Origin of the sequence: Sneathiella sp. (assembly GCF_029233945.1) — a bacterium.
Taxonomy (GTDB): Bacteria; Pseudomonadota; Alphaproteobacteria; order Sneathiellales; family Sneathiellaceae; genus Sneathiella.
Genome location: NZ_JARGOQ010000001.1, coordinates 104,005 through 130,363, shown reverse-complemented (window position 1 = coordinate 130,363; position 26,359 = coordinate 104,005). Strand labels below are relative to the sequence as shown.

At 54.1% G+C, this 26,359-nt stretch carries 25 protein-coding genes; 10 read left to right on the top strand and 15 right to left on the bottom strand.

From position 1 onward, the window contains the following. Positions 1-80 precede the first annotated feature (80 nt). The 4 genes from purD to dddP all read left to right on the top strand — a co-directional run bounded on the left by purD (position 81) and on the right by dddP (position 4,981). The gene (purD, locus tag P1U71_RS00660; protein WP_301103611.1) at positions 81-1,364 is read left to right on the top strand and encodes a phosphoribosylamine--glycine ligase; all 1,284 of its coding nucleotides are present in this window, start codon (positions 81-83) and stop codon (positions 1,362-1,364) included. 20 nt (positions 1,365-1,384) lie between these two features. After that, a complete protein-coding gene (locus P1U71_RS00655) occupies positions 1,385-2,455 on the top strand; it encodes a phosphotransferase family protein (RefSeq protein WP_301103610.1) in 1,071 nt (356 codons plus the stop codon). A gap of 44 nt (positions 2,456-2,499) precedes the next feature. Beyond that, positions 2,500-3,549, top strand: a complete 1,050-nt coding sequence (locus P1U71_RS00650) for a phosphotransferase (RefSeq protein WP_301103609.1) — start codon at positions 2,500-2,502, stop codon at positions 3,547-3,549. A 103-nt stretch (positions 3,550-3,652) separates the two neighbouring features. Then, positions 3,653-4,981: a dimethylsulfonioproprionate lyase DddP gene (dddP, locus tag P1U71_RS00645; RefSeq protein ID WP_301103608.1), complete on the top strand. Its 1,329-nt coding sequence runs from the start codon at positions 3,653-3,655 to the stop codon at positions 4,979-4,981. Here dddP and P1U71_RS00640 read toward each other — a convergent pair. From P1U71_RS00640 to P1U71_RS00630, 3 genes are all read right to left on the bottom strand, one after another. Beyond that, a complete protein-coding gene (locus P1U71_RS00640) occupies positions 4,978-5,208 on the bottom strand; it encodes a hypothetical protein (RefSeq protein ID WP_301103607.1) in 231 nt (76 codons plus the stop codon). The genes dddP and P1U71_RS00640 overlap by 4 nt on opposite strands. A 154-nt stretch (positions 5,209-5,362) precedes the next feature. Next, positions 5,363-6,565 (bottom strand): acyl-CoA dehydrogenase family protein, encoded by a 1,203-nt coding sequence (locus P1U71_RS00635; RefSeq protein ID WP_301103606.1) that lies wholly within the window; start codon positions 6,563-6,565, stop codon positions 5,363-5,365. Between the two features lie 65 nt (positions 6,566-6,630). Beyond that, on the bottom strand, positions 6,631-7,089 hold the full coding sequence (locus tag P1U71_RS00630) for a nucleoside deaminase (RefSeq protein WP_301103605.1): 459 nt from the start codon (positions 7,087-7,089) through the stop codon (positions 6,631-6,633). Positions 7,090-7,205: 116 nt separating this feature from the next. Between P1U71_RS00630 and P1U71_RS00625 the strand changes: the two genes are divergently transcribed. From P1U71_RS00625 to rsmD, 3 genes are read left to right on the top strand one after another with little or no spacing between them, the layout of a single operon-like run. Further along, positions 7,206-7,919, top strand: a complete 714-nt coding sequence (locus tag P1U71_RS00625) for a gamma-glutamyl-gamma-aminobutyrate hydrolase family protein (RefSeq protein ID WP_301103604.1) — start codon at positions 7,206-7,208, stop codon at positions 7,917-7,919. 3 nt (positions 7,920-7,922) lie between these two features. Then, positions 7,923-8,813, top strand: coding sequence for a pseudouridine synthase (locus tag P1U71_RS00620; RefSeq protein ID WP_301103603.1), 891 nt, complete (start codon positions 7,923-7,925; stop codon positions 8,811-8,813). A 41-nt stretch (positions 8,814-8,854) separates the two neighbouring features. After that, the gene (rsmD, locus tag P1U71_RS00615; RefSeq protein ID WP_301103602.1) at positions 8,855-9,418 is read left to right on the top strand and encodes a 16S rRNA (guanine(966)-N(2))-methyltransferase RsmD; all 564 of its coding nucleotides are present in this window, start codon (positions 8,855-8,857) and stop codon (positions 9,416-9,418) included. On the opposite strand, the gene P1U71_RS00610 is transcribed toward rsmD, so the two are convergent. The 10 genes from P1U71_RS00610 to P1U71_RS00565 form a co-directional block, all read right to left on the bottom strand. Continuing rightward, positions 9,357-10,166 carry a phytanoyl-CoA dioxygenase family protein gene (locus P1U71_RS00610; RefSeq protein ID WP_301103601.1) on the bottom strand — a complete coding sequence of 270 codons (810 nt, stop codon included), beginning with the start codon at positions 10,164-10,166 and terminating at the stop codon, positions 9,357-9,359. The two genes, rsmD and P1U71_RS00610, sit on opposite strands and share 62 nt — an antisense overlap. Beyond that, entirely contained in the window at positions 10,159-11,352 is a 1,194-nt protein-coding gene (locus P1U71_RS00605; protein ID WP_301103600.1) for an NAD(P)/FAD-dependent oxidoreductase, read from the bottom strand. Before P1U71_RS00605 ends, P1U71_RS00610 begins: the two co-directional genes overlap by 8 nt. Before the next feature lie 36 nt (positions 11,353-11,388). Then, positions 11,389-13,224, bottom strand: coding sequence for a DNA mismatch repair endonuclease MutL (gene mutL / locus P1U71_RS00600; RefSeq protein WP_301103599.1), 1,836 nt, complete (start codon positions 13,222-13,224; stop codon positions 11,389-11,391). A gap of 67 nt (positions 13,225-13,291) precedes the next feature. Further along, on the bottom strand, positions 13,292-14,641 hold the full coding sequence (locus P1U71_RS00595; protein ID WP_301103598.1) for a pitrilysin family protein: 1,350 nt from the start codon (positions 14,639-14,641) through the stop codon (positions 13,292-13,294). A gap of 10 nt (positions 14,642-14,651) precedes the next feature. Next, on the bottom strand, positions 14,652-16,019 hold the full coding sequence (locus P1U71_RS00590) for a pitrilysin family protein (protein ID WP_301103597.1): 1,368 nt from the start codon (positions 16,017-16,019) through the stop codon (positions 14,652-14,654). A 121-nt stretch (positions 16,020-16,140) separates the two neighbouring features. Then, positions 16,141-16,725 (bottom strand): DUF3035 domain-containing protein, encoded by a 585-nt coding sequence (locus tag P1U71_RS00585; RefSeq protein WP_301103596.1) that lies wholly within the window; start codon positions 16,723-16,725, stop codon positions 16,141-16,143. Between the two features lie 17 nt (positions 16,726-16,742). Next, entirely contained in the window at positions 16,743-17,225 is a 483-nt protein-coding gene (lspA, locus tag P1U71_RS00580; protein ID WP_301103595.1) for a signal peptidase II, read from the bottom strand. After that, a complete protein-coding gene (gene ileS, locus P1U71_RS00575) occupies positions 17,222-20,041 on the bottom strand; it encodes an isoleucine--tRNA ligase (protein WP_301103594.1) in 2,820 nt (939 codons plus the stop codon). The genes lspA and ileS overlap by 4 nt, the downstream gene beginning before the upstream one ends. Positions 20,042-20,533: 492 nt before the next feature. After that, positions 20,534-21,514, bottom strand: a complete 981-nt coding sequence (locus P1U71_RS00570; RefSeq protein WP_301103593.1) for a bifunctional riboflavin kinase/FAD synthetase — start codon at positions 21,512-21,514, stop codon at positions 20,534-20,536. 30 nt (positions 21,515-21,544) lie between these two features. Beyond that, positions 21,545-21,976, bottom strand: a complete 432-nt coding sequence (locus tag P1U71_RS00565; protein WP_301103592.1) for a MaoC family dehydratase — start codon at positions 21,974-21,976, stop codon at positions 21,545-21,547. 246 nt (positions 21,977-22,222) lie between these two features. Here P1U71_RS00565 and P1U71_RS00560 point away from each other — a divergent pair, with 246 nt between their 5' ends. Further along, the gene (locus tag P1U71_RS00560; RefSeq protein ID WP_301103591.1) at positions 22,223-22,609 is read left to right on the top strand and encodes a response regulator; all 387 of its coding nucleotides are present in this window, start codon (positions 22,223-22,225) and stop codon (positions 22,607-22,609) included. Then, positions 22,609-23,229 carry a protein phosphatase CheZ gene (locus tag P1U71_RS00555; protein ID WP_301103590.1) on the top strand — a complete coding sequence of 207 codons (621 nt, stop codon included), beginning with the start codon at positions 22,609-22,611 and terminating at the stop codon, positions 23,227-23,229. The genes P1U71_RS00560 and P1U71_RS00555 overlap by 1 nt, the downstream gene beginning before the upstream one ends. Positions 23,230-23,246: 17 nt before the next feature. Here the strand turns inward: P1U71_RS00555 and P1U71_RS00550 are convergent, their stop codons facing one another. Both P1U71_RS00550 and P1U71_RS00545 read right to left on the bottom strand, forming a co-directional pair. Beyond that, positions 23,247-24,122 (bottom strand): TIGR01459 family HAD-type hydrolase, encoded by an 876-nt coding sequence (locus P1U71_RS00550; RefSeq protein WP_301103589.1) that lies wholly within the window; start codon positions 24,120-24,122, stop codon positions 23,247-23,249. A 13-nt stretch (positions 24,123-24,135) separates the two neighbouring features. Next, positions 24,136-25,362: an EAL domain-containing protein gene (locus tag P1U71_RS00545; RefSeq protein ID WP_301103588.1), complete on the bottom strand. Its 1,227-nt coding sequence runs from the start codon at positions 25,360-25,362 to the stop codon at positions 24,136-24,138. A 163-nt stretch (positions 25,363-25,525) separates the two neighbouring features. Between P1U71_RS00545 and P1U71_RS00540 the strand changes: the two genes are divergently transcribed. Next, complete coding sequence (locus tag P1U71_RS00540; RefSeq protein ID WP_301103587.1) at positions 25,526-26,359, top strand: SDR family oxidoreductase; 834 nt, start codon at positions 25,526-25,528, stop codon at positions 26,357-26,359.

Here is a 26,359-nt window from a genome sequence, read left to right as displayed (position 1 = left end):
CCTTCAAGATTGTTTGGCCTGCCGTCACAGTATGCTACAAACTCTCCACTGTCGTTCAAAGGAAATTAGTTCGAAATATTATGAAAGTACTCGTTATTGGCTCCGGTGGTCGTGAACACGCGCTCTGTTGGACACTCAAAAAATCTCCCCTGATTGAACGGCTTTTCTGCGCTCCAGGCAATGGCGGCATTGAAGAGGTTGCGGACTGCGTTGATATCGGCGCGGAGGATATCGAAAAAATTGTCGATTTCAGCAAGATGGAAGCCATTGATTTTGTTGTCATCGGCCCAGAAGTACCGCTTGTTATGGGACTTGCCGACAAGCTTTCCGAGGCGGGGATTAGAAGCTTCGGCCCAAGCGCCGCCGCCGCCGCGTTGGAAGGCTCAAAAGGCTTTATGAAAGATCTCTGCCGCAAAAATAATATCCCGACAGCCGCCTATCAGCGCTTTGATAACCCGGATGAGGCAAAAGCTTATGTGGCGCGCAATACATTTCCGATTGTGATTAAGGCGGACGGGCTCGCCGCGGGCAAGGGCGTGATTATTGCGGGCAGTCTAAGCGAGGCCAATGAAACGATCGATGAGATTTTTGGCGGCCTTTTTGGTGGCGCTGGCGCAGAGATTGTGATCGAGGAATTTATGGAAGGCGAAGAGGCCAGCTTCTTCGTCCTCACCGACGGGGAGAACATTCTTCCCCTTGCCACGGCGCAGGATCACAAGGCTGTTGGTGACGGCGATACCGGGCCCAACACCGGCGGCATGGGTGCCTACTCCCCCGCGCCCGTCATGACACCGGAGATGATCGACGCAACAATCGACAGGATCATAAAACCAACGATTGCCGCTATGAAAAAGCAGGGCATCCCCTTTACCGGCGTTCTCTATGCGGGCCTGATGATCACGAAAGATGGGCCGAAGCTAATCGAATATAACGTCCGTTTCGGCGATCCGGAGTGCCAGGTACTTTGCGCGCGCATGGGCAGTGACTTGCTCCCCGCTCTAGTGGCGACGACAAACGAGAGCCTTGCCGACGTTAAATTGCAATGGCGGGATGAAACGGCTCTTGTCGTCGTCATGGCAGCCCACGGATATCCAGGAGCATATGAGAAGAATACCACCATTAAAGGCCTTGGTGCGGCCGCTGCGATCGACGACGTTCTTGCCTTCCACGCTGGCACCAAACGCGAAGGCGATACGGTTCTGGCGACGGGAGGCCGTGTGCTGGGGATCACTGGTTTGGGAAAAACCGTTAAACAAGCACAAAAAAAGGCGTATAGTGGCGTCGACGCGATTGACTGGCCGCAAGGTTTTTGCCGATCAGATATCGGATGGCGGGCGGTTAAGCGTGAGGAACAGGGACAATAAAATAACAAGAAAGGGCATCAATGTCCGACGATTCAACTCAGTTTTCGGGAACAATGGAAGTGCGCGAGCGCCACAAGTTCGACGTTGCACCATTGGAAGATTACCTTAAAAAGAATGTTGTTGGCTTTAAGGGACCGCTTGAGGTTTCGCAATTTAAGGGCGGGCAATCCAACCCAAGTTACATGTTGGTGACACCGGACCGCAGATATGTGCTCAGGCGCAAGCCACCCGGCAAGCTTCTCCCCTCCGCACATGCGGTTGACCGCGAATACAGGGTTCTGACAGCCCTTGCCAATACCGACGTGCCTGTCCCAAAAACCTATTGCCTGTGCGAAGATGAATCCATCATCGGCACCATGTTCTATGTCATGGAATTCCTGAACGGCGATATCGAATGGGACCCCTCCCTGCCGGGATATTCAAAGGCCGCTCGGGTTGCGGTTTTCGATAGCATGAACGCCGCCATGGCCGCGCTGCATCAGGTCGACTACAAGACCGTTGGCCTTGAAAGTTTCGGCAAGCCGACGGACTACCTCGCGCGGCAGATTAATCGCTGGACGAAACAATACCGGGCATCGGAGACGGAAACCATTGAGGCGATGGATAATCTGATGGCCTGGCTACCGGATAATATTCCGCCGGGCGATGAAACGGCGGTTGTTCATGGGGATTACCGCCTTGATAATACGGTGCTCGATAAGGAATCCCACCGGGTCATGGGCATACTTGATTGGGAATTGGCAACACTTGGCCATCCGATTGCCGATTTTTCGTATCACTGCATGACCTGGCGGCTGGAACCCGAACTGTTTCGGGGCCTAAACGGTCTGGATCTTCCCGCGCTCGGCATCCCAACAGAAGAGCAATATGTTGCCGCTTACTGCGAGAGAACCGGGCGAGAGGGGATCGATAACTGGGATTTTTATGCCGCCTATAACATGTTCCGCCTTGCCGCGATCCTGCAGGGTATTGTCGGACGTGTAAAAGACGGTACGGCCGCGAACAAGAACGCAGCGGATGTCGCCGTTCGCGTCAAACCGCTGGCTATCCGCGGTTGGGAACAGGCCGAGAAAATTATCAAGGGCGCATAAGGCGGCTCTATCTCCCAAAAAACAAAAAAGAAAAAGGGACATTTATGAGTGACGGAGTGGAGATCATCCCGGTTCGGGAAATGCACAAGTTCAATGAAGGGGCGCTGTTCGATTATTTGACCGAAAATGTAGACGGCTTTAAGGGCCCGCTCCAGATCAGCCAGTTCCAGGGCGGGCAGTCTAATCCGACATTTTTACTGCACACGCCTGAGCGGGACTATGTGATGCGGAAAAAGCCTCCGGGAAATCTCCTCCCCTCGGCCCACGCGGTCGATCGGGAGTATCGGGTTATTTCCGCGCTTCAGAATACTGACGTTCCGGTCCCCCGCACCTTTTGCCTGTGTGAGGATGACAATATTATCGGAACCGCCTTTTACATCATGGAAAAGGTGGAAGGCCGCATTATTCTATCCCCTGATATTCCGGGCGAAGAGCCGCATTTGCGCGCCGCAATATGTGACGCGATGAATGACTCGCTCGCCAAACTTCATAATGTAGATATCGATGCAGTCGGCCTGTCGGATTTTGGCAAAAGAGGAAACTATATCGAGCGGCAGATCAGCCGCTGGACGAAGCAGTACCGAGCCTCTCAAACTCATGATCTGGAGGCGATGGAAAACCTGATCAAATGGCTGCCGGAAAATTTGCCGGAAAAAGATGAAAGCACCATTGTTCATGGGGATTACCGGCTTGGAAATATGATCGTGCATCCGACAAAGCCTGAGGTGGTTGCGGTGCTTGATTGGGAGCTTTCCACCATCGGGCATCCGCTTTCCGACCTTGCCTATAACTGCATGAACTATCATTATATGCATCCACGCAATGGTGGTCTTGTCGGGACCGATTTCGGTGCAACGGGCATCCCGACGGAGCAAGCCTATATTGACGCCTACTGCAAGCGCACGGGGCGTGATGGCATTGAAAACTGGGGATTTTACCTGGCCTTCTCTCTCTTCCGTACCACGGCCATCGTGCAGGGCGTGTATAAGCGTGGTCTTGATGGCAATTCGAGTTCAAAGGTCGGCGAAGAGTATGCGGAATTCACCAAAATGCTAGCCACCCTCGGCTGGCAGAAGGTCGAAAGCCAGCTATAAGCTGTCGCTGGCAGGTTGCTGTATATTATAATCACCTGATATCGTGATTTCGGTTACCACTTTTTGAGCTTTCGGCACTTGCCGTGGCTTTGGGGGTTGGCAAATGAAGCGCAATATCTTTTCGGGCCGCGAAATCACTGGCGGCCAAACTGCTCCTGCAAAAAAACCAGACGGCACGCCGCTGGATAATGACCGTGTCGAGATCGGTCCGACACAGCTCGCGTTTGATGAGTGGGCCGCAGCTGGACTGGATGTTCCCGACCTCAAACTCATGCGTGCGCAGCGTCTCGACCGTCTGGTACAGGCGCTGCATGTGCGGGGCTATGGCGGCATTCTGATGTATGATCCGCTCAACATCCGCTTTGCCTCCGACACCACGAATATGCAGCTCTGGGCGGCGCATAACCCTTTCCGCGCCTGCCTCGTCCTGGCGGATGGATATATGGTTATCTGGGACTTCGGCGCCAATGATCTGCTGACCGCTTTCAATCCGTTGGTACGCGAGACGCGGTCCGGCGCCTCCTTCTTCTATTTTACGAGCGGGGATAAGTCCGTTGAGAACGCGGAACGGTTCGCCGCGCAGATCGATAGCCTGATGCGGGAGCATGCAGGCAGCAACCGCCGTCTTGCCGTAGATAAAATCCAGATACATGGCCTACGGGCCCTTGAAGGGCTGGGTTTTCATCTTTTTGACGGGGAAGAAGTGACGGAAAAGACCCGCGCCGTCAAACAGTCGGAAGAAATCAAGGCCCTTCGATGCGCTGTTCATGCAACGGAAATTTCAATGTATGAAATGCAACGTATTGCTTGTCCCGGCCTGACTGAGAATGATGTTTGGGCCGTCCTGCATGCAGAAAATATCAAGCGTGGTGGCGAATGGATCGAGACCCGAATTCTTGCTTCAGGCCCTCGGACCAACCCGTGGTTTCAGGAATGCGGCCCACGGGTGATCGGGAATAACGAACTACTGGCTTTCGATACGGATCTGGTCGGTTGCTTTGGTATGTGCGCGGATATTTCACGTACCTGGTTTATCGGCGATGGGTCCCCCACAGCGGAGCAAAAAAGGCTCTATCAATATGCCTATGAGCATATTCAGCAAAATATGGAGCTTCTGGCACCCGGTGTTCCGTTTAAGGAGATTGTCTTTGGCGGGCATCTACTTGCGGAGGAATTCGTGAATTCCCGCTACTCCGTGAAGATGCACGGCGTCGGGCTTTGCGATGAATGGCCGCATATTGCCTATCCGGAAGACTATCACGAAGGGGCATTTGAATATGAACTGGTGCCGGGGATGGTGATTTGCGTCGAGGCCTATATCGGCGCGGAAGGGGGGCAGGAAGGCGTCAAGCTGGAGGAGCAGGTTGTAATCACAGATACCGGTTATGAGAATATGACCTCTTATCCGTTCGAGAAAATCCTGCTCTCCTAGTGGTTTTCAGCGTCTTCAATTCTCAAATTGGCCCAGCGCTGGACACATTCTATCGGCTCCATCACGAGACCGGCAGCTTCACCAAGGCCGGAGACCGGTTGTAATCCCGCATGTGCTGCTAAATCCTGGGTCAGCCATTCGCAGGGGTCAAGGCTTTCATAGCGATACAAAAAGCCAGCAACAATCACAATGATGCCCAACATTACCCAACCCAGAAACTTGATCATTCGAGAGATCCAAAAGTACTTTTTTTAAAAACAGGAACAAGCCTGTATATAGGAAAAGCGGAACGTCATGCTATTGAAAACTATACGCGATAGATAAAGAAAAGCTTCCCCGAAGGGAAGCTTTTCCTGTCCATTGATCCGTGCAGATGTCAGATCAATTATACTTTTTAAGTTCCAGTCGGCCAATCTGGTTCCGATGCACTTCATCAGGACCGTCGGCAAGACGCAAGGTCCGTGAATGGGCATAGGCAAAGGCAAGACCGAAGTCATCACTTACACCACCCGCGCCATGGGCCTGGATCGCCCAGTCAATGATCTTCCCGGTAATATTCGGGGCGACCACCTTGATCATGGCGATTTCCGCTTTCGCTTCCTTGTTGCCAACGGTGTCCATCATATAGGCCGCCTTCAGGGTCAATAGCCGTGCCTGCTCAATCATCGCACGGGATTCGGCAATACGCTCCAGTGTAACCGTTTGCTCCGCGATGGGCTTGCCGAAGGCAACGCGGGACTTTACGCGCTTGCACATTTTCTCCAGCGCCCGCTCGGCAACGCCAACCTGCCGCATGCAATGATGAATACGTCCCGGGCCGAGGCGCCCTTGCGCAATTTCGAAGCCACGCCCTTCACCCAGCAGCATATGATCCGCCGGAACCCGCACGTCCTTGAACTCCACCTCTGCATGACCATGCGGCGCATCGTCATAACCGAACACCGGAAGAAAGCGCTTCACATTGATGCCAGGTGTTTCCATGGGAACTATGATCATGGATTGTTGCTGATAAAGCGAAGCGGTCTTGTCTGTCTTCCCCATGAAGATCAGAACCTTACAGCGCGGGTCATAGGCGCCGGACGTCCACCATTTGGTGCCATTGATGACATATTCATCGCCATCGCGGGTAATCTCGGATTCGATATTTGTCGCATCCGATGACGCAACGGCAGGTTCCGTCATGGCGAAAGCCGACCGGATTTCTCCCTCAAGCAGCGGTTTCAACCAGCGCTCTTTCAGCTCCTCATTCGCATAGCGCTCGAACACTTCCATATTACCAGTGTCCGGCGCCGAACAGTTGAAGACTTCCGGCGCAAAGCTGACACGCCCCATAATTTCACAAAGCGGCGCATATTCAAGATTGGTGAGGCCTGCTCCCCGATCACTTTCGGGCAAGAACAGGTTCCAAAGTCCCGCCGCTTTGGCCTTTGCCTTCAGTTCCTCGACAATGGCTGTCGGTTGCCAGCGGTCGCCCTCATCCACCTGATCGTAAAATAGCTGTTCATTAGGATAGACATGCTCATCCATAAAGGCCTGCACCCTGGCTTGCAGTTCCTTTACCTTGTCCGAATATTCGAAGATCATCCGCTGTTCCCTTTTTTGTTATTCAGATTTTTGTTATGATTAATTGTGACGCTATCTTTCTATATTTAGCGTCGCGTTTCAAAGAAATTCTTTAAAAGAGCGGCCGATTTGCTTTCCTGAAGGCCGCCATATATTTCCGGACGATGATGGCAGCTGGTCTGATCAAAGATACGGGCACCATATTCGACACCGCCACCCTTCGGATCGTAGGCGCCAAAATAGAGTCGCCTTATCCGCGCAAGTGAAATTGCCGCCGCGCACATCGGACAGGGCTCAAGGGTGACATACATATCGCAATCGATAAGCCGCTGACTGCCTATCATGTTGCCCGCCGCCCGGAGCGCCAGCATCTCCGCATGTGCGGTCGGATCGCTTCTGCCGACCATTTGGTTTCCGCTGTTCGCGACGATGCGCCCGGATGCTGTATCGACGATAATCGCTCCGACGGGCACTTCGCCCCGATTTCCGGCAATCCCCGCAGTGCTGAGCGCCATTTCCATATAATCGGCAATTTCATGATCCATGTTCGGAGACTCGCAATTCGCACCGTCGCCGTCAAGCAATAGAAATTTAGAGAATTTGTGTGACAATATTCAAAGAGGCGAGTTGAGTTGTCGTCAAGAGAGGACTAAAAGAAAGCATGAGTATTCCTGTAATTGGCATAACCCTCGATTCAGAGGATCCCGGCGGCTATTCGAATATGCCCTGGTACGCGCTTCGGCAGAACTATGCCGATGTCGTTGTCGCAAGTGGCGGACTGCCGCTTGCCCTGCCCCACGAGCCCGATCATGTCGAAGAGTATGTGAAGAAGTTGGACGGGCTTGTTGTGACAGGCGGAGCCTTCGATGTGGACCCCAGCCTGTTTGGTGCGACAAGCCGACATGATACGGTCGTGACCAAGGACCGACGCACCCTGTTCGAGAAGAATATCACGGAGGCTATGCTGGCCGCGAACAAGCCGGTGCTCGGTATTTGCGGGGGACAACAGCTTCTACACGTTATTCTCGGCGGGACCTTAATTCAGCATATCCCCGATGAAGTGGAAAACCCCCTCGCCCATGAACAGCCAAATCCGCGGACGGAGGCCGGACATACCGTCAAAGTCACGTCCGGCACCTTGCTGCACCGGATTGTCGGAACCGACACGCTTGCCGTCAACAGTGCCCACCATCAGGCGGCAAAGGACATCAGCGAGAACATCATCGTCAATGCGCTTGCCGAGGACGGCGTGATCGAAGGGATCGAGGATAGCCGTTATCGCTTCTGTCTGGGTGTTCAGTGGCATCCGGAGTATCTGATCTCAAACGGTGATCGGCAAATTATCGACGCCTTTGTCAATGCATCTGCTGCCTGACCCATGACAACAGAACCCCCACAAAAAGAGCGGATCGCAAAGCGCATGGCACGTGCCGGCCTCTGTTCCCGCCGCGAAGCTGAACGCTGGATCGAGGCTGGGCGCGTCACCGTCAACGGGATGCTTCTGGAAAGTGCCGCCTTTACGGTGGCGCCAGAGGACAAAATAACGGTGGATGGCAAGGCGATCCCCGCACTCGAGCGTCCGCGCCTCTGGCGTTATCATAAGCCACCGGGTCTGGTAACGAGCCACAAGGATGAAAAAGGGCGCGATACCGTCTTCGACAAACTGCCCGAGGAATTACCGCGCGTGATATCCGTGGGTCGTCTTGATCTGAACTCCGAAGGATTGTTGCTGCTCACCAATGATGGGGAACTTGCCCGTAAGCTGGAATTGCCGGCGACAGGCTGGAAACGGAAATACCGCGTCCGTGTCCATGGGCACCCTAGAGAATCCGACATGCAAAAACTTGCAAAAGGCATCACCGTAGAGGGCGTCCGCTATGGATCGATTGATGGCACCATCGACAGCGCCAAGGGCGCCAATAGCTGGCTAACCATTGCTCTCCGGGAAGGAAAAAACCGAGAAATCCGGAAAGTGATGGAATATCTTGGCTATTCCGTATCCCGGCTGATCCGGACATCTTACGGGCCTATGTCGCTCGGCGATCTGCCCGCCGGTGCCGTAGATGAAGTGAGATCCAAGATCCTGCGGGAACAGATGGGTGTCGAAAAATTCGAAGATCAGGCCGCCACGGCGAATACGGGACAACGCGCACCGCGCGGCAAACGGCAAGGGGCTCTAAAGCCCAAGGCCAACTCCCCCCGCCCAACAACTGCGCCGCGCAAGCAAGGAACCTTGAAAGCCCGCCCTTCCCCTAAAAAATCAAACTGATGCGCATCGTTGGCGGCAAATTTAGGGGCAAGAAACTCGTCATGCCGGAGGACACGCAGGTTCGTCCAACGTCCGATCGTGCGCGGGAGGCCCTTTTTAATATTCTCGGCCATGATCCGGAGCTGCGCGGCGAAAATGGCCCTCTTCCCCGCGATGCCATAGTGCTGGATGCTTTTGCGGGGACCGGTGCGCTTGGGCTGGAGGCACTTTCACGCGGGGCGGAGCATATTACCTTTCTCGATAATCGCGCGGAAAGCCTGAAACTTGTCGAGCAGAACGTGAAAAACATGAACGCGCGCAGTTCTACGGATATTCTCCGTCGAGATGCCGCTAATCCGGGAAAACCGGGAAGGCCATACGACCTTATCCTCATGGACCCGCCTTACGGTGAGAATCTCTCCGCGCCAGCTCTCTCGGCACTCGAAAAAAATGGCTGGATCAAACCCGAGGCCATCGTCGTGATCGAAGTTGCCGCGAAGGAAAATGTCGATATCCCATCAGAATTCAGGCTTCTGAAAGACCGTAAATACGGCGCGGCGCGGCTTATTTTCCTGCGCCAAAACCCGGATCAATATGGCGATACTTCGCAAACTGATCCTGAATAAGTCTGCGCCGTGTCTCGAATGGTGGAAGTTTATCCATATCCATCAAAGGCTCGGCAAGCGGATCAAACGCTCCGTTCTGAAATTCGAGCGATAGACTAACCCTCGGGTTCTTTGCCATCGGCGTATATTCACCGCCCCAGTGGTATAAATCCTGCGGCCAGCCGAGAAGGGATCCCGCCTTTACGGGAAGCGGTCGTGCTCCCAAAAGATCGGCTTTTTGAGCCGTACCCTTTGCCGCATGACGCGATTGGGGCACGACATACATACAGCCATTACTCTCATCCGCATCCGTCAGCGGGAGCCAGAGAGAAAGGCTCATCAGGACAGCGTCCTCTCCTTCCCCGAAGACGGTCTCGGCATCGCAATCACGATGCGGCGGCCAGCCGCGTGCACCTTCCCGATCAAGATGCCAGGCCCAAAGGTTGGGAAGAACGCCAAATTTCTCTCCGGCAAAATGTCGAAGCAAGACGCCAAGGCGCGCAAAGAGCCACCAGGGCTGATCAAAAAGATAGATATAAACCGGCGGGATATCCTGTTCTGACAGAGCGTATATCGCATCCCGGATTGGGACCAACTCATCTTCACCAAACAGGGGCGGGAGGGAGAGATACCCCTCCTCCCAGAATGAGCCCGAAATCTCCCTTAGTCTGGATGGCGAGAAGGGCAGTTCGTCAATGAATGCATCAGCCCCGATACTGAGCCCCGAGGCCAAGGCCAGCCAATCCTCTTTTCCCCGAGGCTTACGCATATTGCCCCGCAACAAAGCCCGAGGACCAGGCCCATTGAAAATTATACCCACCAAGGAATCCGGTCACGTCGACAGCTTCCCCAATGAAGAAAAGACCGGACACGGATTTCACCTCCATCGTTTTTGAGTTGAGCACCGCCGTGCTGACCCCGCCAACGGTTACTTCCGCCTTGGCATATCCTTCTGTTCCATTTGGAACTATTTTAACCAGTTTAATTTTACTTACCAATTCCTGGATTTTCGTGTCCGATAGATTACCAAGTTCGGGAAGTTCCTCTACCTCTTGCATAAGAGAGACTGCCAACCGGTTTGCAAGGAAGTCCTTGAGCAGGTTTTCCACTTTCAGCTTTGGCTGACTTTGCCGCTTCTCTTTAAGCAGACTTGCAAGGTCGATATCTGGGAGAAAGTCAATCTGGATCGCCTCTCTTGCTTGCCAGAATGACGATATCTGCAGGATTGCCGGTCCACTGAGGCCCTTGTGCGTAAAAAGGAGATTTTCCCGAAACTGAACTTTGCCGATGCGGATAACAACATCGGCGGAAACACCAGTGAGACCCGCAAACCGCTCCTTATCTGCAGGCTCAAAGGTAAAGGGTACCAGTCCGGGCTTCGGCGGCACAAGGGAGAGGTCAAAGTCCTTTGCCATGCGATAGGCAAAATCATTCGCGCCAAGCTTCGGGATGGAGAGACCGCCAGTTGCCAGGACAGCACTTTCTGCCTCAACCGTTTGCTCTCCGGCAAAAATCAGAAACGCGTCCTTCACCCGCTTAATCTGATCCACCCCGGTTCCACGCCATATCGTGACATCAGCCTCGGTGCATTCCGCCTCCAGCATCGCGACAATCTGCTTCGCGCTTTCATCACAAAATAGCTGCCCCAACTTCTTCTCGTGATAGGCGATGCCGTGTTTTTCGACAAGGGCGATAAAGTCCGTCTGGGTATACTGGCGAAGTGCAGATTTGCAGAAATGCGGATTATTCGAGATAAATTTTTCGGGCGCCGCAAGGAGGTTGGTGAAATTACACCGGCCACCACCGGAGATAAGGATTTTCTGCCCACATTTCTCGGCTTTTTCGAGAAGGAGAACTTTTCGGCCGCGCTTTCCCGCCTCGATCGCGCACATCATCCCGGCGGCGCCTGCGCCAACCACCACCACATCAAATTTCAGCGCGCGCGCAGAGCTCATCGGGTTATTTTTTCAGATTATTGTCAGGGTCGGGTTTTAGCGGCGGCCGAATAATTTTTCAATATCGCCGAGCTGCAGTTCTACATAGGTCGGGCGGCCATGGTTACACTGACCGCTGTGGGGCGTGACCTCCATTTCCCGCAGGAGGGCGTTCATCTCGTCAATGGAAAGCCTCCGGCCCGCCCGGACGGACCCGTGACAGGCCATTGTCGCGCAGACATCATCCATCCGATCCTTCAGCGATAACGCCGTATCGAGTTCCGCGAGGTCATCAGCCAGATCCTGAACCAGCCCCTTTATATTGCATTCACCGAGCATGGCAGGCGTTTCCCGCACCACAATGGCGCCAACGCCGAATGGCTCCAACATCAGACCCATCTCCGCAAGTTCCTCCGCCCGTTCAGTAACGCGGTTTGCCGACACCTCGTCAAGCTCAACGACCTCTGGCAAGAGAAGCATTTGCCGCGCCACAGCTTTCTCTGCCAGTTGCTTCTTCATTCGTTCCATCACCAGCCGTTCATGCGCCGCATGCTGATCCACAAGAATGAGACCATGCGTGGTCTGAGCAACAATATAGGTTTCATGAAGCTGGCTTCTTGCGGCGCCCAAAGGGAACTGCTCCAGTGCCTGCGACTTTTCCTGCTGTTGAGGCGTTTCATCAACTCCCCACGCGCGAGGAGGACTTTCTGCCGTGAGCGGCGCCTGATACTCCGCGCTTGCCTCCGCTAGTCCAGGCGACATGGTTGCCGCCTGATCCCCGTTCCAGCGCCCCCAACTTGCTGCCGGGCGGCTCGACGACTGCAAAGGAAGAGGCGCGCTTTGTGGACGGAACGCCCCGAGCGCCTGACCGGATATGGTGGAGGACGCACGATGCCCATGCTCCGCCAGCGCATGACGCAAGGACCCGACAATCAGCCCGCGCACCCCGCCAGAATCGCGAAAGCGGACTTCGGCTTTTGCCGGGTGTACATTGACATCCACCTGATCCGCTGGCAGCTCCAGAAATAGCGCAAGCAAGGGGTGGCGGTTGCGTGCCAGCAGGTCCATATAGGCCCCGCGCACCGCGCCGGTAAAAAGCTTGTCACGCACCGGACGGCCATTGACGAACATAAACTGCATTGTGGCGTTGCCCCGATTAAACGTCGGCACACCAGCATAGCCCGCCAGCTTGACGCCATCACGCTCGGCCTCGATCCGGATGGCGTTCTCTGCGAATTCCCGCCCCATAACCGCGCCAAGCCGATCCAGCCAGGCATCGAACAGATCGCCCTCCGATCCGGCGACACGAAGGGCCACACGGTTTTCATCCCCCAAGGAAAAGGAAATGGCGGGGAAAGCCATGGCAAGGCGGCGGACGACATCAAGCGCTGCGCCAAATTCCGACCGTTCAGTCTTCAGAAACTTGAGCCGTGCCGGCGTCGCGAAGAAGATATCCCGAACCTCGACCCGCGTTCCCTTCTGCCCGCTACCGGGCTCCGGCGCTGCCTTCTTTCCGCCCTCAACCGACATTTTCCAGGCGGTATCTTCTCCCTCCCGCCGGGTGGTGATGGACATGCGACTGACCGACGCGATGGAGGGGATAGCTTCCCCGCGAAACCCCAGATTCTGAATAAAGACAAGATCATCATCGGGCAGTTTGGACGTGGCGTGCCGTTCGAAACAGAGCTCCAGCTCTTCCGCACTCATCCCGGAGCCGTTATCTGTGACCGTGATCAAGGAGCGCCCGCCATCGCGCATAACAACATCAATCCGGGTCGCACCGGCGTCAATCGCATTTTCCACCAGTTCCTTGACGGCGGAGGCAGGCCGTTCAACAACCTCACCGGCGGCAATCTGGTTGACAATATTTTCAGGCAGGCGTCTTAACGGCATGATCCATCCATCGGGAAATTCCAAATGAGCTTAGCAAAATTGAGTTGTCCGGCCTAGGGGAGCAGACCTAATTCTTTTCTACGCCCTTGCCTTTGGCTTCCAGATTTTCGGGCTTGCCGGCGACGACGACGATCAGCTTATCAGGATCGAGCAGTTTTTGCGCAACACGCCTGATATCGTCTTCACTGACCGCATTGATCAGATCTGACCGATCATTCAAATAGTCAATCGGAAGGTTGCTAAATTGCATGGCAACAAGGATGTCGGCGATACGATCATTGGACGACAGGCTCAGCGGGAAGGAACCATTGAGATAGGTCTTTGCCGCCGCCAACTCCTCCGTTGTCACGCCGTCGGCGCGGACGCGACCAAGTTCAGCCTCCACCAGATCAAGGGCCTCCCTCACGGAGGCATTGCTGGTCCCGAAGCCGCCCATCTGCAGCCCGGCTGCCTTCATGGGATAGAGATAGCTGTAGACGGAATAGACAAGGCCCCGCTTCTCGCGAATTTCTTCGGTCAAGCGGGATTGAAAGCTTCCCCCGCCCAGAATGTAATTCAGTACGTAAGCCGCGTAATAATCCGGATCTTCCCTTTTCACGCCCTGTCCGCCAAAGACAACGACGCTTTGCGGGATATCCTGCGGGATGATCTTGACGGCGGCCTCGGATAACGGCACGGTTTGCGGGACGATGGAATTTTCCGCTTTCTCAGGCAGTGCGCCAAATGTTTTATCGAGAAGCAGGCCCAGCTCCTCCGCCGAGATATCGCCTACAACGCCGATCAGCATGTTATTCTTGCCGAGCCGCGTTCTCGCGAATTTTGCAAGATCGTCCCGGGTAACCGCTGTCATCGTCTCAATCGTTCCCTCCGACGGCTGAGCATAGGGGTGATCTTCGAAGGCAAGTTCAAACCAGGCCCGTCCGGCAAGACTGTTCGGATCGGAGAGTTTCCGGTTGAGGGAGGCGAGAATCTGCCCCCGGATACGCTCTACCGGTTCCTCATCGAAACGCGGATCCGTTATGGCAAGTCCGAAGAGACGAAACGCCTCCTCGGTATTTTCACTTAATGTCTTGAGGCTTCCGGAAAAGCTGTCCTTGCTTGCATCGAAGCTAAGCTTGATCGCAAGATCGGAAAGACGCTCCTGAAATGCCTTGCTGTCGAGATCTCCGGCTCCCTCATCCATGGTGGAGGAGGCGAGATAGGCGAGCCCCGCCTTGTCTGCGGGATCAAGGCTCGCCCCGCCCCGCCAGGCAACATTCATGCTGACGATGGGGATCGAGGGCTCTTCCACCAGCCAGGCTTTGATTCCGCCTGGGCTGGTGACTTCTTTCACCTCAACCGCTTTTGCAGGCAAGCTGATCAAAAGGAAGAAAATAACGGCAAGGCCCGCTGCAATTGAACGATATGCAATCAACATTACTCTTCCCTCAGCTCTTTACCTGTTCGGGCAGGAGACGCCCGACAACGGATTGACGCTCATCAAAAACCGCCTTCGCGGCGTTTTGAACGTCTTCTGCGGTCACCTTTGCGATATTTCTCGGCCAGTTGACAATCTGGTCAATGGTCTCACCACTGGCAAGTGAGGAGCCCAATATATTCGCCGCCCCGCGAATGCTGTCTCGCGCGTAGATCGCATCGGCAAGAAGCTTCTTCTTCGCGCGCGTAAGCTCCTTGTCCGTCACGCCGTTCTCGATCACATCCTCGATAATGGCATGGATGGCCGTCTCCACATCGTCAAGATTATGATCCGGTGTCGGGCTGCCGTATAGAACGAAAGTGGATTTGTCATAGGAGCCAGATCGATAGTAGGCGCCTGCACTGGTGGCTATTTTCTTATCGACGACCAGACCGTCATAAATCCGGCTGGTCACTCCACTACCCAGGATCTGGCTCAAAACTTCAAGCGCCCGGACATTGACTTGGTCCTCACCCCTTGCTGACGGCGCGAGATAGCTCTGCCGCCAGGACGGCTGCCGCACCCGCTTGTCGCTCATCTCAAGAACCCGTTTGGCAAGTTGCGGGGGTTCCTGTACCCGCTCGCGCACCGGAATTTTCTTTGACGCGATTGGCCCGTAGTATTTTTCCGCCAGCGCGAACACTTCATCCGCCTCGACGTCACCCGCAACGATCAGGATGGCATTATTCGGCGCATAATAAGTGTTATACCAATCGAGCGCGTCCTGGGTTGTCAGGCTTTCGATTTCGTGACGCCAGCCAATGACCGGCGCGCCGTATGGATGGGCCAGAAACTGCGCCGCCTCGAACTGCTCCCCGAACAGGGCAGCGGGATCATTATCTGTCCGTTGGGAGCGTTCCTCCAGCACTACTTTCAGCTCCGGCGCGACAACCTCATCGGTCAGCACAAGGTTTGCCATCCGATCCGCTTCCATCTCCATGAAGAGCGGCAGCTTGTCCACACTGACATTCTGGAAATAGGCGGTGTAGTCCTGAGAGGTGAAGGCATTTTCCTGCCCGCCATTTTCGGCAACAACCTCGGAAAATTCACCGAGCTGCAACGTCTTGGTTCCCTTAAACATCAGATGTTCAAGGAAATGAGCGATCCCGGATTTAAGCGGCTTTTCGTCTGCGGCGCCCGCCTTGTACCAGACCATATGCGTCACCACCGGCGCGCGATGATCTTCCAACACGACAACCTGCAACCCGTTATCGAGCGTCGTGACCTTCGGATCAAACAGGGTTGGAATACTCTCTTCGGCAAAAAGCTTTTCCGGGCTACCGCCGAAAATCAGGCCAAAAGTCAGGACAAAAACAAATAGCGGTCGCATCGGGCTCATGGATAGCCTCCGGTCGCGTAAAAACTGGTACCCTTGAATAATGGGGGAGACGCCCGAATTTACAAGACTATGCAGCCATTATTTATGACGATTTCGCCGCGAAAGCCTGATTGACGCCCGCCTAGTTAAACAACCCTTCCAGCAGGGCACGCTTGCGCCGCTCGATAATCGGGGTTTCCGGGCCGGCCGCAGGGTTATCGCCAAGTGCCGCATTTTCCTGCAGCCGCTTTTTCTCCTGCACAGGATCAACAACGGTACCGAAGGGAGGCTGATCCTGCCAGAACATGATCTTCTCCATGAAGGTTTCGTCATTCTCTGCAAGGACAGCGGTTTCCGTATCGACTATTTCCCGAATGCTCGGATCAATATTTTCCGCACCGGCCTGACGCAGAAGCGCGAGTTCTCCGGTGGAAACGCCCGCAGCGACCGCATCACTATGAGTGACGGGGGCTGTATTGGGCTGATTCCCGAGTAGAGCCGCTTTCGCGCTGTTCTCGGCAAGAATGTCCTGCGGTCCCTTTTGTCCGGGCGCAGGAGGGCGAAGTGAAAAGTCCGGCGGGATGATCAGGGGCGCCTTGGTAATGACCGTAAATTCGTCCGGTCCTTCCTTCTTGCCGATGCCAAGCGCCTGCTTCGTGCCCTCGCAGCCCGTCAGAAAGACCGCGAACAACAGGACCAGCCCGGTTAAAATTCGCCCACTACGCATTATGTTGTACCCTTCCCTCATGCCGATAATTTATCGGATTTACGCCCCTGAAACAAGTTTTCAAGCAAAATTACGATCACACCGACAACAATGGCCATATCCGCAACGTTAAAGGCGGGCCAGCGCATAAAGATCAGGTCAAAATCGAAGAAGTCCGCGACCGCCCCAAATCTGACACGATCGATGATATTTCCGATGGCGCCACCAAGCACCAGCCCGAGCCCGATAGATAGCATCCTGTTTGTGGCTTTTCTGAGCCAGAAGACGACGACAACGGAAATCACGGCAGCAACAGCAACCAAGATCCACCGCATATTGTCCCCGGCGAACATGCCGAAGCTGACCCCTCTGTTCCAGACCATCACAAGATTGAAGAAGCTTGTCACCTCAATCCCAGATGGATAGCGCGCCATGAGGTCGATCAAATACACTTTGCTGATCTGGTCGACCGCAATGATCACCGCAGCAATAATCAGCCCGAGACGGAGCATGTTGTTCATGCCTCGATTTCCACGGGTAAGGAACCCACAACATCGGCGCAACGGCGGCACAAGTCATCATAGACATCATGCGTTCCCACCTCGTCGAGGATTTTCCAGCAGCGCTGGCATTTCTCGCCTTCGGCGAGGGCCGGGACGACAGCAACATCTGATACTTCCTCAAGGGTGAAGGCACCCTCCGGCGCGGGATCGGTTGAGAGCGTGACTCCGGATGTGATGCAGATATCCGCAAGATCGAACTGGTCGAGCAGCGCCTTATATTTCTCACTCACATAGACGGTGGGGGAGGCCTGCAGGCTAGAGCCAATCCGCTTCTCTCGCCGTTCAATTTCCAGCGCGCCCGTTACCACACGGCGGAAAGCTCGCACGCTGAACCAGCGATCCATAAGTGCGCCATTTTCCCACTCTGCCGGAATGTCCGGGAACTGGCGTAGGTGGACACTGCTGTCCTCACCGGGATAACGTGTCAGCCAGGTTTCCTCCGCCGTGAAAACCAGCATCGGCGCGAGCCATGCCGTCAGGCAATGGAACAGCTGATCAAGGACTGTCCGCGCGGCGCGGCGACGCGTGTCATTCGCCCCGTCGCAATAAAGCGCGTCTTTGCGTATATCGAAGTAAAAGGCCGATAGTTCCAGTGTGCAGAAATTGTGGATCGTGGTGAAAACACGGCTGAATTCATAGATATTGCAGTTCGTACGGATCATCTTATCCAGCTCAAAAAGCCGATGCAGCACCCATTGCTCAAGCTCCGGCATTTCGCTAACTTCCAGCCGCTCACTCTCATCCCAACCCTCAAGATTACCGAGGATGAAGCGCAAAGTATTGCGGAGACGGCGATAGCTGTCGACCTGCCCCTTCACGATTTCATTACCGATGCGCATATCTTCGGAGTAGTCCGACGCCACGACCCAAAGACGCAGGATGTCCGCGCCATTCTGCTCAATGATTTTTTGCGGCGCAACGACATTGCCGAGGGATTTCGACATTTTTCGCCCTTGACCGTCCATCACGAAGCCATGGGTCAGAACGGCCTCATACGGTGCGCGGCCTCTTGTGCCGCAGGATTCGAGCAACGAAGAATGGAACCAGCCGCGATGCTGATCCGTGCCTTCCAGATAGAGTGAGGCGGGCCACTGCAATTCCGGCCGCGCCTCGAGCGTGAACGCATGGGTACAACCGGAATCAAACCAGACATCGAGAATGTCTTGCGCCATGTCATAATCATCGGCGTTATAGTCGTTGCCAAGAAAGCGCTGAGGCGGCGAATCAAACCAGGCGTCAGATCCTTCCTCTTCCGTGATTTGTTCGATACGCGCGTTGACCTTGTCATCACGCAAGAGTTCACCCGTTTCCTTATGGGTAAAGACCGTGATCGGCACGCCCCAGGCTCGCTGCCGCGAAAGAACCCAGTCAGGGCGACCCGAGATCATCGCATGTATACGATTACGACCGGAGGCCGGAAACCATTTCGTATCGTCGATTGCCTTGAGCGCCTTGGCCCTCAGATCATTCGTCTCCATCGAGATGAACCACTGGCTGGTATTGCGGAAAATAAGCGGCGCCTTCGACCGCCATGAGTGTGGATAGGAATGGACGAGCTTACCGCGTTTCAGCAACGCGCCGACTTTTTCAAGCTCGTCCGCTACACCCTCGTTGCATTTATACACATGCTGCCCGGCGAACATCGGCACGTGATCGTAAAAAGTGCCGTCCTCATCCACCGTATGCGGCACCTCAATGCCATGGATCATACCGACTTCATAGTCTTCCTGACCGTGGCCCGGGGCGGTATGAACGAAGCCCGTACCCGCATCCACCGTGACGTGATCGCCATCAATCAACGGCACATCGAAATCATATCCTTTGCCATGGAAAGGATGCAGGCAGATGACACCCTTGAAGGCATCGCCCTTGCCGCGCCAGATCACCTCAGCAGCAGCGATCCCCGCTTCTTTCTGGACCTCTTCCAGAAGCTCGGTGGCAACGAACATCTTCTCGCCCACCACAGCAAGCGATCCCTCCAACACCTCTTTCACTTCTATCCCGACATATTCCATGTCCGTACCATAGGAGATTGCGCGGTTGCCCGGCATCGTCCAAGGGGTTGTCGTCCAGATAACAATGGACGCGCCCATAAATTCTTCCGGGCCAGACTTCACAGGGAAACGAACATGGATCGTAGTCGACGTATGATCGTGATATTCAAGCTCAGCTTCAGCGAGTGCCGTTTTTTCGACCGGCGACCACATGACCGGCTTCGATCCACGATAGAGCCCGCCATTCATCAGGAACTTGTGCAGCTCGCGGACGATCTGGGCTTCGGCATCGAAGCTCATAGTGGTGTAGGGGCGCTCCCAATCTCCGATCACGCCAAGGCGCTTGAACTCTTCCTTCTGAACGCCGACCCAGTGGGTCGCAAAGTCGCGGCACTCTTTGCGAAACTCGACAACCGGCACCTGATCCTTGTCCTTACCGGCCTTGCGGTATTTTTCCTCGATCTTCCATTCGATGGGAAGGCCATGACAGTCCCAGCCAGGCACATAATGCGCGTTCTTGCCCATCATCTGCTGCGAGCGGCTGATCACGTCTTTCAGGATCTTGTTCATCGCATGGCCGATATGCAGATTACCGTTCGCATAAGGCGGGCCATCATGAAGAATGAATTTTTCGCGATCCTTAGACTGTTCCCGCTGGCGGCCGAACAGGTCCATTTCCTCCCAGCGGTCCAGCAATCCGGGCTCTTTCGCAGGAAGGCCGGCCTTCATAGGGAAATCGGTACGAGGTAAAAATAGCGTCGATTTATAGTCAGTGCTCATCGGGCGAACTGATCCTAACAGTATCTCAATTTATCGGTAAATCATGCGCGGCGGTTCGCCGCATTTTTCTGGTTTTACCCTGATCATCAGGTGTGAACCTTTATTACCCGGCCCTATACAGCAAAGGCCGGGTTTATAATTCGATCATAGGCGACACTCCGCCCAAGGAAACAAGCTATATGTATCCGTAATTCTGTCATGGCAGGTGTTTTATCAACTCCGTGCTCTGCTGTCGAGAAATCATAGACGGAAAGGAGCAAAAATTAGCAGTTTTATGCGCCATCCCGTTCCGTTAATCCGCGTTTCCCAACAAAAGATACTTTTGAAGATATTCAGGCAACCTTTTACGGGCCCGCCCCTTCCGGTTTCGCAAGACAGGCGGTGAGCCGGGTCTTTCCGTCGAGACTGGGGAAATAAACAATGTCATAAGCATGTGCTGGCAACGCGGCAGCTAGAAAAAGGAGGATGCTGCAAAGCAGAAAGTAGACTTGCCTAGCTATGGACTTTCTTGTCCGCATATTTGGTTTGCCGATTATTATGATTGGCGAGAATCTCCCGCGCCTTTTTGACATCCTCCGATATCTGCGCGGTTAATTCTTCTATCCCGGCAAACTTCATTTCCGGGCGGATATAGTCAACAAAGGCAACACGCAGGCTCTGATCATAAAGATCGCCGGACCAATCGAGTAGATGAACCTCCAGCAGGACATCCTTCTTATCGAAAGTCGGTCGCATACCAAAATTTGCGACACCATCTATCCAGTCGACATGGGTTCCCCGATGCAGCCCGACCCGGACAGCATAAACACCCAGTTTCGGATGATGATAACCGACCAGCGGAATATTCGCGGTCGGGAACCCGATGGTGCGCCCGCGCTTGTCCCCTTCGATGACGGACCCCTCGATCTCCCACCAATGGCCGAGAAGCAGGGCCGCTTTGCCGGGATCGCCCGCTTTCAAACATTCACGGATCGCCGTGGAGGAAAAAATGACGGTGCCTTCCCCAACCGGTTCCACCACTGTGACTTCAAACCCATACTTCTTGCCTAGCTCTGCAAGAACAACGGTTGTTCCCTGCCGTTTGTGGCCGAAAATAAAATCATAGCCGACAACCACATGCGCGACGTTATATCCATCGACGAGCACATCGCGGACAAAACCCTCGGCCGATTTCTGGGAAAAAGCCAGATTGAACTCTAGGGCCACCATGACATCAAGGCCAAGCCATTTCAGATGCGCCGCCTTCGTATCAAGGGTTGAAAGGCGGAATGGCGGCGCATCGGGCGCGAAAAATTCCCGCGAGTGCGGCTCAAACGTCAACACCCCGGCGGCAAGGCCCAGCCTGTCCGCTATTTCCTGGGCTTCCGCGATAACGGCCTGATGGCCACGGTGAACACCATCAAAATTCCCGATGGCCAGCACGAGGCCGCGGCATTCTTCCGGAACATTTTGATAATCGCGTAAGATGCGCATCGACTGAAATCCGTAATTCTCTCGTTTATCTTATTGGCGTTTTGAGACCATTAAAGTTGCCTCACCATCCAGCACAACAGTCTCGCCGATCGTGCAAACACAGTCAAAAGTAACCCGTTTGCCATTCATCTCGCGCAGCGTCACTCGCGCTACCACTGTATCACCAATGCAGACCGGCGCCTTAAAATTCAGGTTCTGGTTCATGTAAATCGCCCCGGGACCGGGTAGTTTGGTCCCAAACACTGTCGAAAGAAGACCGGCGGACAACATGCCATGAGCTATACGCTCCTTGAAAATCGTCTTTTCAGCGAATTCAGCATTGAGATGAACCGGATTTGTATCGCCTGAGATACCTGCATACATGACGATATCTGCTTCGGAAATCGTTTTGGCATAAAGCTCGGTCATGCCTACTTCCAGATCCTCAAGGAAGTAGCCGTGTAAGTCTTCATAAACTGACATTGGGTTCCCACTCGCTCTTAATCCCGCATACGTCGAGCTATATAGAAGGAAAAACTGCATTGTCGCAAGCATTGTGACGAAAACAGCCGCCTGGATGTAGCCGATGTCGCCAGTTTTTATAAAACTATATCCAAATTAACCATTTTTTTAAGGTTCCGATCTTAATCTCCTGTGGAATGGTTAAGGTGGAGTTTCGAACTATACCGTGACAAAGACAGATTTTTAGGAAAATAAGAGGGCATTTCCATGGCAGTCGATATGAACATGTCGATCCTTATCGTAGATGATTACAAAACGATGTTGCGCATTATCCGCAACCTTCTCAAACAGCTCGGCTTTAATGCAGTCGATGAAGCAGCAGACGGATCCGCCGCGCTTGCGAAAATGCGGACGAAGAACTATGGCCTGGTTATTTCCGACTGGAACATGGAGCCGATGACCGGCTATCAGCTGCTGAAGGAAGTCCGCGCTGACGAAACCCTGAAAAGCACACCCTTCATTATGATTACGGCAGAATCCAAGACGGATAACGTAGTCGCCGCAAAAAAGGCTGGGGTTAACAACTACATCGTCAAGCCGTTTAATGCAGCCACCTTGAAGACAAAAATTTCTTCGGTTCTTGGTGATTTCTAATGTCCGATACGGAAGAGGTCATTCAGCTGAGGAAGGCGATCGCCTCTCTTCACCAGGATTGTCAGGATCTTGCCGGTTTCATTATGGCGGCCAGATCGGAAATTGCCGAAATCCGGCCAAATGACCTAAAGCAGGAAAAGCTTCCACGGGCAGGTAAGGAACTGGATGCGATCGTGGAAGCCACGGAAAACGCAACCAACCAGATCATGAGCGCGACCGAAAAGATTATGTCTGCGAAAGTAACGGACGCTGACGTCGTCAATGACGCCTGCATGGAGATTTTTGAAGCTTGCTCCTTTCAGGACATTACCGGCCAGCGGATCAGCAAGGTTGTCTCAACCCTCAACTATATTGAGGAATATCTCGCGCGCCTCACCAAAGCCTGGGGGCATCACATGGATAATGTCGCCGAAGCAGAGGCTGCGGTGGTCAGCGATGATGATGAAAGCGCGCTCTTGAACGGCCCCGCGCTGGAGGGAGAGGGTGTCAATCAGGGCGACATTGACACGCTTTTCGACGAAGAGAACGACGGGCTACAAAAGAAAAACATGGCCCCTACGGACGAGGACAAGGGCTCGGGCAATAAAGCACAAGATGAGATCGACGCTCTGTTCGATTGACAGGGCTCCAGCACTTCCTACCAGACCATATGTCCCATCACATAGTTTGGTGAAAACTGATGCAACTCAGTGATTTTCTCGATTTGCGCCGCTGTGGGCAATTGCCCATCCTTTAACCCCCACTCATCGGCATGTATCCCGCCACTCACTAACACGCTGTCAATACCATTGGCGTTGGCACCCTTGATATCGGTTCGCATGCTGTCACCGATGGCGAGAATCCTTGACGGCTCAAGGAACTGCAATTTCTTTATCGCCTGCCGATATACTTCTGGATACGGCTTCCCGAAAAGCTCAACCTGCCCGCCAAGCTCCTCATAGAGAGCCGCAATGGCACCTGCGCAATAATGGGATGTCGTCCCCCGCATCACAGTCAGATCCGGATTGGCGCAAAGCATCGGAAGGCTATGTTTAAGGGCACCCAGCAATAATTCACGATAGTTCTCCGGCGTTTCCGTCTGGTCATCCACGAGACCGGTACAAATCAGAAAATCAGCCTCTCCAACGGAAGAAACCCGTCGATAGTCAAGGCCATCCTCCAACCCTTTGTCGCGAACTGCGCCGATCTGGTAAAAGGCGCCGCCGCTGTTCTTTAAAAAGGGATGATCGCGGCGCATCAGCACCTCGCGCGTTATATCGCCCGAGGTTAGAATATGGTCATAACGCTTCCTCGCCACCCCGATGTTTTCCAGAAACTCGATCACATAGCCGTTCGTACGCGGGGCATTGGAGAGAAGGAGTATCGGCTTACCCTGGCTCCGCAGCCTGTCCATGCACTCCAGCACGCCGGGATAGGGATGATGGCCGTTATGCACCACGCCCCAAAGATCCAGAATGAAGGCATCATAGCTCGGTGCCACTCCGGCAAGGCCGGAAATAATCTTGAAGGACATAAAGAATAACCTGTTAATTTACCGATTGCGGCGGGCGCGGCACGCCAAAAAGATATCCCTGACCGAAGCCGACTTCCACATCAAGCAGCCCGATCACGGTATCCTCATCTTCAACCATGCTGGCAATCAGCTCGATATTCTCACGCAGCAGGGCTTCGCGCAGATCATCAGGATGAATATCCATCGGCAGGCCGGGGCGACCGGGAAGAAGTTCTGCGGCGGCAACCTTCAAATACCTGAAATGTCGCTTCCCGAGTTCGCCGAAGTCGAAATCAAGGCGCTGTACATGGTCAACAGAAAATGAAAAACCCATTTTCGCTAACGTGGACAGCCCCTTCTGGACGGCCTCCGACGCATTCTCGACATCGTCCTGAGCAAATTCCAGGATCAGGCTCTCACTCAAATCCTTGTTCTGATCTAGGAATTCAACGAACTGCCGGAAAAAGGCGGTGTCGTTCAGTGTCCGGGCAGACACATTTACGAAAAAGCCGATATCGGCATTGCGCTGGCGGACACGCCGGATCAGCTGGACGCAACGGATGAGTAGCAGATTATCGATCGTTCCGATCAGACCCGCGTTTTCCGCGACGGCAAGATACTGCCCTGGCGTAATTACTTCACCCTGGGGTCCGCGAATGCGAGAAAATGCCTCGTAGAAAAGGGTACGTCTCTGTGGTAGCCGAACAATCGGCTGCAGATAAAGATCAACCTTGTTTTCCTGCAGCCCGGAACGCACAATCTCCAGTATCGCCGCATCCTGAGGGAGGATTTCCTCGTCCGGGCCGTTACTGTTTCGTTGCGGCTCAGGCGGCTCTTCCGGCGCCTCCACCAGCTCCTCATCTGCGGAGAGGATGATTTCCTCTTCCTCATCCTCTTCTTTTTCAGGCGCCTGATCCGTTGAGAGCTGTTTCAACAATTTGCGTAATATCTGCATTTCGGAGGCAAAGCTGTCCATGTTGCCGTCTTTTCCCGCGAGACGGCCGAGAATATTATCGAAACGATCAAGGCCGGTTTCCGCCATATCGAGATCGCTACGCATTTTGATCAGATCACGCTGAAACCGCGCGCGCTCCACATGCCGCATGATAAAATCATGGACCAACGCACAAATAAGGAAAAAAACGCCCCCCGCCCAATAGCCGACGACCGGATCAATCCCCTCGACATAGATCGGCGTTTGCACAGCGATAACAACTGCCGTCAAGGCATAGGCAATAATAATTACGCTATGGTAGAGCACGCGATGATAATCCCCCGTAAGTTACAAGGCGCCAGTTTAGTCAAAAATTACAAATTGGGAAGCCATCTCTGCCGGAAGGCCAAAAAACATCTATTCTCGGCGCTCCATGTATTGATATAGTCCAATATTCCCTAATCAGAAGCTCAAGCAAAGAAGAATGAAAATGAACCGACTACAGGATAAAGTAACCATTATAACGGGCGGAACCAGCGGGATTGGTCTGCGCACCGTGGAAATTTTCGCGGAAGAAGGCGCGACCGTCGTTTTCTCCGGCCGACGGGAGACAGAAGGCAAAGCAATTGCCGACAGGTTGGGCGACGGTGTGCATTTTGTCCGCGCCGACGCGAGTGTTGAGGCCGATATGGCGGCTCTCATCAAGGGAACAGCAGAAAAATTCGGCAAACTCGACTGCATCTTCAATAACGCGGGCGGGCCGGCTCCCGTCGGGAGTATTGAAACCGTCGATTTTGAAAAGTCGATGGAAGCTATGGCGCTGCTGTTCGGCGGTGTCCTTCTCGGGATAAAGCACGCAGCACCGATCATGAAAAAGCAGGGCTTTGGCAGCATCATCAACAACGGTAGTATCGCCGGTCATCTCGCGGGCTACTCGACCTCAATGGTCTACAGCAGCGCGAAAGCGGCGGTCTTGCAGCTAACCCGCAGCGCCGCTATGGAGCTGGGTGAGAGCAATGTCCGGGTCAACTCTATCTCCCCCGGTGCGATTGCAACCGGTATTTTCGGCAAGGCCCTAGGCCTTAAAGGTCAAGCCGCAGAAGATACAGCGAAGGTCGCGGGGGAAGTGCTCTCGCAGGCGCAACCCATTCGCAGGGCGGGCCTTCCCGATGACATTGCCAAGGCAGCACTTTTCCTGGCATCGGACGATTCCACCTTTGTCAATGCCGCCGACATTCTTGTGGACGGCGGTATGATTGGCGGGCGTCACTGGTCCGTCCATCAGGAAAGCGTTCGTAATCTTGGAAAGGCTTTTACCGGCTGA

What these genes read in the sequence shown, in the direction of transcription:
- purD (WP_301103611.1), top strand. Translation starts at nt 81, where the DNA reads ATGAAAGTACTCGTTATTGGCTCCGGTGGTCGTGAACACGCGCTCTGT.
- P1U71_RS00655 (WP_301103610.1), top strand. Translation starts at nt 1,385, where the DNA reads ATGTCCGACGATTCAACTCAGTTTTCGGGAACAATGGAAGTGCGCGAG.
- P1U71_RS00650 (WP_301103609.1), top strand. Translation starts at nt 2,500, where the DNA reads ATGAGTGACGGAGTGGAGATCATCCCGGTTCGGGAAATGCACAAGTTC.
- dddP (WP_301103608.1), top strand. Translation starts at nt 3,653, where the DNA reads ATGAAGCGCAATATCTTTTCGGGCCGCGAAATCACTGGCGGCCAAACT.
- P1U71_RS00640 (WP_301103607.1), bottom strand. Translation starts at nt 5,208, where the DNA reads ATGATCAAGTTTCTGGGTTGGGTAATGTTGGGCATCATTGTGATTGTT.
- P1U71_RS00635 (WP_301103606.1), bottom strand. Translation starts at nt 6,565, where the DNA reads ATGATCTTCGAATATTCGGACAAGGTAAAGGAACTGCAAGCCAGGGTG.
- P1U71_RS00630 (WP_301103605.1), bottom strand. Translation starts at nt 7,089, where the DNA reads ATGGATCATGAAATTGCCGATTATATGGAAATGGCGCTCAGCACTGCG.
- P1U71_RS00625 (WP_301103604.1), top strand. Translation starts at nt 7,206, where the DNA reads ATGAGTATTCCTGTAATTGGCATAACCCTCGATTCAGAGGATCCCGGC.
- P1U71_RS00620 (WP_301103603.1), top strand. Translation starts at nt 7,923, where the DNA reads ATGACAACAGAACCCCCACAAAAAGAGCGGATCGCAAAGCGCATGGCA.
- rsmD (WP_301103602.1), top strand. Translation starts at nt 8,855, where the DNA reads ATGCCGGAGGACACGCAGGTTCGTCCAACGTCCGATCGTGCGCGGGAG.
- P1U71_RS00610 (WP_301103601.1), bottom strand. Translation starts at nt 10,166, where the DNA reads ATGCGTAAGCCTCGGGGAAAAGAGGATTGGCTGGCCTTGGCCTCGGGG.
- P1U71_RS00605 (WP_301103600.1), bottom strand. Translation starts at nt 11,352, where the DNA reads ATGAGCTCTGCGCGCGCGCTGAAATTTGATGTGGTGGTGGTTGGCGCA.
- mutL (WP_301103599.1), bottom strand. Translation starts at nt 13,224, where the DNA reads ATGCCGTTAAGACGCCTGCCTGAAAATATTGTCAACCAGATTGCCGCC.
- P1U71_RS00595 (WP_301103598.1), bottom strand. Translation starts at nt 14,641, where the DNA reads ATGTTGATTGCATATCGTTCAATTGCAGCGGGCCTTGCCGTTATTTTC.
- P1U71_RS00590 (WP_301103597.1), bottom strand. Translation starts at nt 16,019, where the DNA reads ATGAGCCCGATGCGACCGCTATTTGTTTTTGTCCTGACTTTTGGCCTG.
- P1U71_RS00585 (WP_301103596.1), bottom strand. Translation starts at nt 16,725, where the DNA reads ATGCGTAGTGGGCGAATTTTAACCGGGCTGGTCCTGTTGTTCGCGGTC.
- lspA (WP_301103595.1), bottom strand. Translation starts at nt 17,225, where the DNA reads ATGAACAACATGCTCCGTCTCGGGCTGATTATTGCTGCGGTGATCATT.
- ileS (WP_301103594.1), bottom strand. Translation starts at nt 20,041, where the DNA reads ATGAGCACTGACTATAAATCGACGCTATTTTTACCTCGTACCGATTTC.
- P1U71_RS00570 (WP_301103593.1), bottom strand. Translation starts at nt 21,514, where the DNA reads ATGCGCATCTTACGCGATTATCAAAATGTTCCGGAAGAATGCCGCGGC.
- P1U71_RS00565 (WP_301103592.1), bottom strand. Translation starts at nt 21,976, where the DNA reads ATGTCAGTTTATGAAGACTTACACGGCTACTTCCTTGAGGATCTGGAA.
- P1U71_RS00560 (WP_301103591.1), top strand. Translation starts at nt 22,223, where the DNA reads ATGGCAGTCGATATGAACATGTCGATCCTTATCGTAGATGATTACAAA.
- P1U71_RS00555 (WP_301103590.1), top strand. Translation starts at nt 22,609, where the DNA reads ATGTCCGATACGGAAGAGGTCATTCAGCTGAGGAAGGCGATCGCCTCT.
- P1U71_RS00550 (WP_301103589.1), bottom strand. Translation starts at nt 24,122, where the DNA reads ATGTCCTTCAAGATTATTTCCGGCCTTGCCGGAGTGGCACCGAGCTAT.
- P1U71_RS00540 (WP_301103587.1), top strand. Translation starts at nt 25,526, where the DNA reads ATGAACCGACTACAGGATAAAGTAACCATTATAACGGGCGGAACCAGC.